We start from the raw sequence: 6,019 nt of genomic DNA on the forward strand, positions 1-6,019 counted from the left end.
GATGGATCGACGGTTCTTTTTGGGCGGCACGCTGGCGCTGGGCGCGGGCGCGTGCATTCCGCCCGACCAGTCGCCGCTCGGGCGGCTCGCGGCGGAACTGCGGATCATCGAGGCGGCCGGCAACGGGACGCTGGGCGTCGAGATTTATAACACCGTCACCGGGGCCAGCGTCGGGATCAATCAGGACCGCCGCTTCGGGCATGCCTCCTCCTTCAAGCTGAGCCTCGCCGCGCTGCTGCTCCAGCGCCATGCGGCGGGCACGATCGACTCCGACAAGCGCGTGATGTGGACCGAGGCGGACATGATCCCCCACGCACCCTTCACCCGCGAACGAATCGCGACCGGCGCCACCTTGCGCGAATTGGCGCGGGCGACGCAGATCACCTCGGACAATCCCGCGGCCAATATCCTGCTCCGCAATCTGGGCGGTCCGGCGGGGCTGACCGCCTTCTGGCGGAGCCTCGGCGACGAGGTCAGCCGCCTCGACCGCTACGAGCCCGAGATGAACCTCGTCCCCGCGGCCGAATTCCGCGACACCACCACGCCTGCCGCGATGGCGCGCACGGTGGCTAGAATCGTCTATGGCGACGTGCTGCCGGAGGCTGAGCGGGCGGAGTTGAAGCGCTGGATGGTCGCCACCGAAACCGGCCTCAGCCGGGTGCGCGCCGGCCTTCCCGAAGGCTGGGTCGCGGGCGACAAAACGGGCAGCAGCGGGCTGATCGGCGGGACGGAATACAACTACATCGACATCGGCTTTGCCGAGGGGCCGAAGGGCGAGGCTCCGCTGACCTTCGCCTGCTATTTCCGCGCGCGCCAGACCGAAGCCGGAATGCAGCCCATCGGCGCCGAGACCCTCGCCCGGGTGGGCCGCATCATCAAGGAATTAGCCGAGCCTGAGCGCGGATTGCCGCTGGTGGGGAAGCTTTACTGAACTTCTCCCTCTCCCGCTTGCGGGAGGGGGTCGGGGGGTGGGCCCGTTCGTAAGCAGCCACGTCAGAGCGAGGCCTGCGGCCTCGCCCCACCCCCAGCCCCTCCCGCTTGCGGGAGGGGAGTAGGTTGCTCAATGATCCGGCGTCGCCGACGCCTTCTCCTCGCCGCCGAAGATCGCCACCTCGCGCACACCCGCGCTGGTCGCACGGCCGCGATACATGCCGGTGGTGTTGAAGCTGAAGATCGCCTCGCCCTCGGGCGTAACAAGGATCACCCCGCCATCGCCGCCGAGCTTTGCGACATCTTCCATCACGGTATCGGCGACCTCTTGCGCGTAGTTTTCGCCGGGAAGCCACTGGTCATGGAGTTCCGCATCAGGCCCCGCGATTGTCGCTGCCTGAAATCTGGCGGCACGCAGAGCCGCACAAATCTCATGCGCCACGCCGACGCGGATGAAAAACTCCCCCCAACCCGTCGCCGACACCGCACAGGCGCGGTTATCCGCATAGGTCCCCGCGCCGATCATCGGCGCATCGCCCACCCGGCCCCAGCGCTTGCCGGTCATCCCGCCGGTCGAGGTGCCCGCGGCCATGTTGCCGCTCTGGTCGAGCGCCACCGCGCCCACCGTGCCGAACTTGTGGTCGACATCGAGCGCCGACAGCTTCTCCGCCTTCAGCCGCTCCAAGGCCTCGCGCCGCGCTTCGGTGGCGAAATATTCGGGCGGGGTCACGGCAAAGCCCTTCGAGACCGCAAAATCTTCCGCGCCCTTGCCGACGAGGAACACGTGCTCGCTCTGCGTGCGCACCGTGTCGGCAAGCAGGATCGGGTTCCTGACCGTCTTCACCCCCGCGACCGCGCCCGCAGACCGGTCTCGCCCGTCCATGATCGAGGCGTCGAGTTCATTCGTCCCGTCCCACGTGAACACCGCGCCCTTGCCGGCGTTGAAGAGGGGCGAATCCTCCATGATCACGATCGCGGCCTTGATCGCGTCCATAGCAGCGCCGCCCTCGGCGAGGATCTTCGATCCCGCATCCAGCGCCCGCTGCAAATCCGCCTCGTAAGCCGCGCGCTTTTCAGGGGTCATCGCCTTGGGGTCGAGCGTGCCTGCGCCGCCGTGGATCGCCAGCGACCACTTCGGGGCCTCTTCGGCAAGTGCAGGTTGGGATATGAGGGTGAGAGCAACCAGTGCAAGGAGTTTCTTCATGGCCGCAGGGTGTAACGCGGCCCCGTTGGTTTCGCCAGCTTAACAGCGCGCCCCTCGCGCGCTAGGGCGAGGCATGATCTACCGCCCCGCCACAATCGAAGACGCGCCCGCCCTCGGCAAGCTCGGTGCCGACACCTTCGTCGCCTCCTTCGGGCACCTCTACACGCCCGAAAACCTCGCCGCCTTCCTCGCCGAGGTGTACAGCCCCGAGGCGGTCGCGCAGGAGATCGCCGCCGAGGACTGCATCCACCGCCTCGCCGAGGATGACGGCGCGCTGATCGCCTTCTGCAAGCTGCGCTACCCCACCAAGTTCGGCGGCTATTCCGAGGCGAGATACCCCATCGAGCTCGGCCAGCTCTATGCCTTGCCCACCCATACCGGCCACGGGATCGGCGCTGCTCTGATGGACTGGGCGCTCGCCCACGCGCGCGAGAATGGCCACGATGCCATTCTGCTCAGCGTCTATGCCGAGAACTTCGGCGCACATCGCTTCTACCAGCGCTACGGTTTTGCCAAGATCGCCGACATCACCTTCAAGGTCGGGGAACATCTCGACCCCGAATTCCTATATGAACTGAAGCTATAAGCGAGGGAGAGCGACATGAGCGAATTCGGCTGGGGGAGCACCACCGACGAGGTGCTGGCGGGCAAGGACCTGTCGGGGCGCACGGTCTTCATCACGGGGGCGAATTCGGGCCTCGGGCAGGAGACCGCGCGGGCGATGGCGGCGCGCGGGGCCGAGGTGATCATGGCCGGGCGAGATCAGGCCAAGCTGGATGAAGCGGTCGCCGCGATCCGGACCGAGCATCCCAAGGCGCAGCTAGAGACATTGACGGTCGACCTGACCAGCCTCGAGAACATCCGCGCCGCCACTTCGCGCGCGCGGCAACGGTTCCAGAAGATCGACATCCTCATCAACAATGCCGGGGTGATGGCGACGCCGTTCCAGCACACGCATGACGGTTTCGAGATGCAGATCGGCACCAACCATTTTGGCCACTTCGCGCTGACCGGCGAGCTCTTCCCGCTGATCGAGCGCGGGCACCTCAAGCGCATCGTCAACCTCTCGAGCCGCGGGCACCACTTCGCACCGGTGGATTTCGACGACCCGCATTTCACGCAGCGCGCCTATGACCCGTGGATCAGCTACGGCCATTCCAAGACCGCCAACGTGCTGTTCTCGGTCGGGCTCGACGCGCGCTATTCGGTGCTCGGGATCCACGCCTATGCGGTGCATCCCGGCGGGATCGAGACCAACCTCGGCCGCCACATGACCGAGGAGATGCGTGAGGCGCTGATGGCGCGCGTCACCTCGCGCGATTCCGGCTTCCAGTGGAAGAGCATCCCCCAGGGCGCGGCGACCTCGTGCTGGGCGGCGACCGCCGAAGAGCTCGAAGGCAAGGGCGGGGTCTATTGCGAGGACTGCCACGTCGGCGAGGTGGACGATGAATCCTCCACCGGCGGCGTGCGTTCCTATGCGGTCAACTCCAGCTATGCCGACCGCCTGTGGGCGATGAGCGAGGAGGCAACCGGGGTGCGCTACCCGAGCTAGGCGGCGACGAACTCCGCCAGCAGACCGAGCGCATCCTTCGCCTCACGGGTGGGGAGGATCGCCATGAAGACGTGGGGCGCGGCCTCGTATTCGTAGAGCTTCGCGTCCACGCCGGCCTCGATCAGCCGGGTGAGGAAGCTGCGCGAATCGATGATGAACAGGTCGTGCCGCCCGGTCCAGATGCGCGTCGGCGGAAGGGCCGTGAGCGCCTCGGCAGAGGCGTAAAGCGGGCTCACCGCGGGATCGTCCATCGCCCGCCCCGCAGCGACCATCGCCCCGCAGGCGCGCAGAGTGCCGATCTTGAGCATCACGTCATGCGGCTCGATTGCGGCAATCGCGGGGTCGGCGAGGCCTAGATCAAGCCAAGGGGCGAAAAGCGCCAGCTTGCCCGGCTGCGCGCCGCCTGCCGCAATCAGCCGCAGCGCGAGCGCGAGCGCCATGTGCCCACCTGCGCTGTCCCCGTTGAGGATGATCCGCGAAGGATTGTGCCGCGCGGCAAGATCGGCCCACGCCGCGTCCGCCAGATCGTCCTGCGCGGTGTAGGGCGCCTCGGGCACCACCGGATAGAGCGGCACGGTGACGCTCATCCCGCACCGCTTCACCATTGCGGCGACCAGCGGCCAGTGGACCTTGAACATCGGCTTCACGAACCCGCCGCCGTGGAAATAGAGCATGTGCCATTCCGCGGGCCCGCCCTTGGGATGCAGCGTCACCACCTTGTGGCCGTTGAGTTCGCGCTCCTCGACCATGAACTTCCGGCGCAGCCCCGCGGGCATCGGCGCATCGAGGGGCAGCTTGCGCCCCGCCATCGCCGCATGAAACCCCGCCTCGTCGAGCGGGAAGACCGGCGTCTGGCGGCTCACCATCCACTTGACGGCGCGCATCAGCAGGCTGGGCGTGGGCGAGCGCAGCTCGATCGAGGAATGGGTCAGCATGGTCTCTCCCTGTTTGCGAGCCAGACTGCCGCACGCCTGCGCCAAGTCAAGCCGCGCGCGCTTGTCATTGCCTGCCCACGCTTTGCCGCCTATATGGCAGCCCATGTCTTCCATCCGTCCGTGGCGCACGATCGAGCGGCGCAAATCGCGCCAGATCATGGTGGGGAATGTCCCCGTTGGCGGTGATGCTCCCATCACCGTGCAGACCATGACCAACACCCCGACCGAGGACGTGCGCGCGACGCTCGACCAGATCCGGCGCTGCGAGGAAGTGGGCGCGGACATCATCCGCGTCTCCTGCCCGACAGAGGAATCGACGCGCGATTTCAAGACAATTACCCGCGAATCCCGCATCCCGATCGTTGCCGACATCCACTTCCACTACAAGCGCGCGCTCGAAGCGGCCGACGCTGGCGCGGCGTGCCTGCGGATCAACCCCGGCAATATCGGCTCCTCGCAGCGCGTTGCCGAGGTGGTGCGCGCCGCCAAGGCCAATGGCTGCGCAATCCGCATCGGGGTCAACGCGGGGTCGCTCGAAAAAGACCTGCTCGAGAAATATGGAGAGCCCTGCCCCGAAGCGCTGATCGAAAGCGCATTGGATCACATCAAGCTGCTGCAGGACCACGATTTCCACGAATACAAGGTGGCGGTGAAGGCCTCCGACGTGTTCCTCGCGGTCGCAGCCTATCATGGCCTTGCCGAAACGGTCGATTGCCCGCTGCACCTCGGGATCACCGAGGCCGGCGGGTTGATCGGCGGCACCGTCAAATCGAGCATCGGCATGGGCAGCCTGCTGTGGGCCGGGATCGGCGACACCATCCGCGTCAGCCTTTCCGCCGAGCCGGAAGAAGAGATCAAGGTCGGCTACCACATGCTCAAGGCCCTCGGCCTGCGCACCCGCGGCGTGCGGGTGGTGTCCTGCCCGTCCTGCTCGCGGCAGGGGTTCGATGTGATCCGCACGGTCGAAACGCTCGAAAAGCGGCTCGAACACATCAAGACCCCGATGAGCCTGTCGGTGCTCGGCTGCGTGGTCAACGGCCCCGGCGAAGCGCGCGAGACCGATATCGGCCTGACCGGCGGGGGCAATGGCAAGCACATGGTCTACCTCTCGGGCATGAAGGCCCATGCAATCGATGACGAGGCGATGCTCGATCACATCGTGCGGCTGGTCGAGGAAAAGGCCGCAGCCATCGAAGCGGGCGAGGCGACCGCCTTCGATCCCCACGCGCAGCCCGCCGAAGCCGCAGAGTGATCCGCGCTTTCGTGGCGGCTATGCTGGCGCTCGCGCTGGCCGCATGCGCGAGCGTGCCGCAGGCGGCCGCCGCGCCCCATCCCGAAGCGCGCCTCTACGCCTCCGATGCCGATGCGATGGCCGATGTCGAGGCGGCCCTCGCCCGC

The 6,019-nt window shown here is 67.1% G+C and carries 6 protein-coding genes; 4 read left to right on the top strand and 2 right to left on the bottom strand.

The annotated features are described in order from the left end of the window. The first annotated feature begins 1 nt into the window (after position 1). The gene (gene bla / locus NBV68_RS04795) at positions 2-931 is read left to right on the top strand and encodes a class A beta-lactamase (protein WP_296307651.1); all 930 of its coding nucleotides are present in this window, start codon (positions 2-4) and stop codon (positions 929-931) included. A gap of 129 nt (positions 932-1,060) precedes the next feature. Here the strand turns inward: bla and NBV68_RS04800 are convergent, their stop codons facing one another. Next, a complete protein-coding gene (locus tag NBV68_RS04800) occupies positions 1,061-2,134 on the bottom strand; it encodes an isoaspartyl peptidase/L-asparaginase (protein WP_296307652.1) in 1,074 nt (357 codons plus the stop codon). Positions 2,135-2,207: 73 nt separating this feature from the next. Between NBV68_RS04800 and NBV68_RS04805 the strand changes: the two genes are divergently transcribed. After that, complete coding sequence (locus NBV68_RS04805) at positions 2,208-2,720, top strand: GNAT family N-acetyltransferase (protein ID WP_296307653.1); 513 nt, start codon at positions 2,208-2,210, stop codon at positions 2,718-2,720. Positions 2,721-2,735: 15 nt separating this feature from the next. Beyond that, positions 2,736-3,686, top strand: coding sequence for an SDR family NAD(P)-dependent oxidoreductase (locus NBV68_RS04810; protein WP_296307654.1), 951 nt, complete (start codon positions 2,736-2,738; stop codon positions 3,684-3,686). Here NBV68_RS04810 and NBV68_RS04815 read toward each other — a convergent pair. Continuing rightward, positions 3,683-4,621 (bottom strand): alpha/beta hydrolase, encoded by a 939-nt coding sequence (locus tag NBV68_RS04815; RefSeq protein ID WP_296307655.1) that lies wholly within the window; start codon positions 4,619-4,621, stop codon positions 3,683-3,685. The two genes, NBV68_RS04810 and NBV68_RS04815, sit on opposite strands and share 4 nt — an antisense overlap. 103 nt (positions 4,622-4,724) lie before the next feature. Between NBV68_RS04815 and ispG the strand changes: the two genes are divergently transcribed. Then, positions 4,725-5,873: a flavodoxin-dependent (E)-4-hydroxy-3-methylbut-2-enyl-diphosphate synthase gene (ispG, locus tag NBV68_RS04820; protein WP_296307656.1), complete on the top strand. Its 1,149-nt coding sequence runs from the start codon at positions 4,725-4,727 to the stop codon at positions 5,871-5,873. Positions 5,874-6,019: the final 146 nt, after the last annotated feature.

The sequence above is a fragment of the Erythrobacter sp. genome (assembly GCF_023653175.1).
Lineage (GTDB): Bacteria > Pseudomonadota > Alphaproteobacteria > Sphingomonadales > Sphingomonadaceae > Erythrobacter.

Bases quoted from the DNA above. Each gene is read 5' to 3' on its own strand.
- bla (WP_296307651.1), top strand. From the start codon at position 2: ATGGATCGACGGTTCTTTTTGGGCGGCACGCTGGCGCTGGGCGCGGGC.
- NBV68_RS04800 (WP_296307652.1), bottom strand. From the start codon at position 2,134: ATGAAGAAACTCCTTGCACTGGTTGCTCTCACCCTCATATCCCAACCT.
- NBV68_RS04805 (WP_296307653.1), top strand. From the start codon at position 2,208: ATGATCTACCGCCCCGCCACAATCGAAGACGCGCCCGCCCTCGGCAAG.
- NBV68_RS04810 (WP_296307654.1), top strand. From the start codon at position 2,736: ATGAGCGAATTCGGCTGGGGGAGCACCACCGACGAGGTGCTGGCGGGC.
- NBV68_RS04815 (WP_296307655.1), bottom strand. From the start codon at position 4,621: ATGCTGACCCATTCCTCGATCGAGCTGCGCTCGCCCACGCCCAGCCTG.
- ispG (WP_296307656.1), top strand. From the start codon at position 4,725: ATGTCTTCCATCCGTCCGTGGCGCACGATCGAGCGGCGCAAATCGCGC.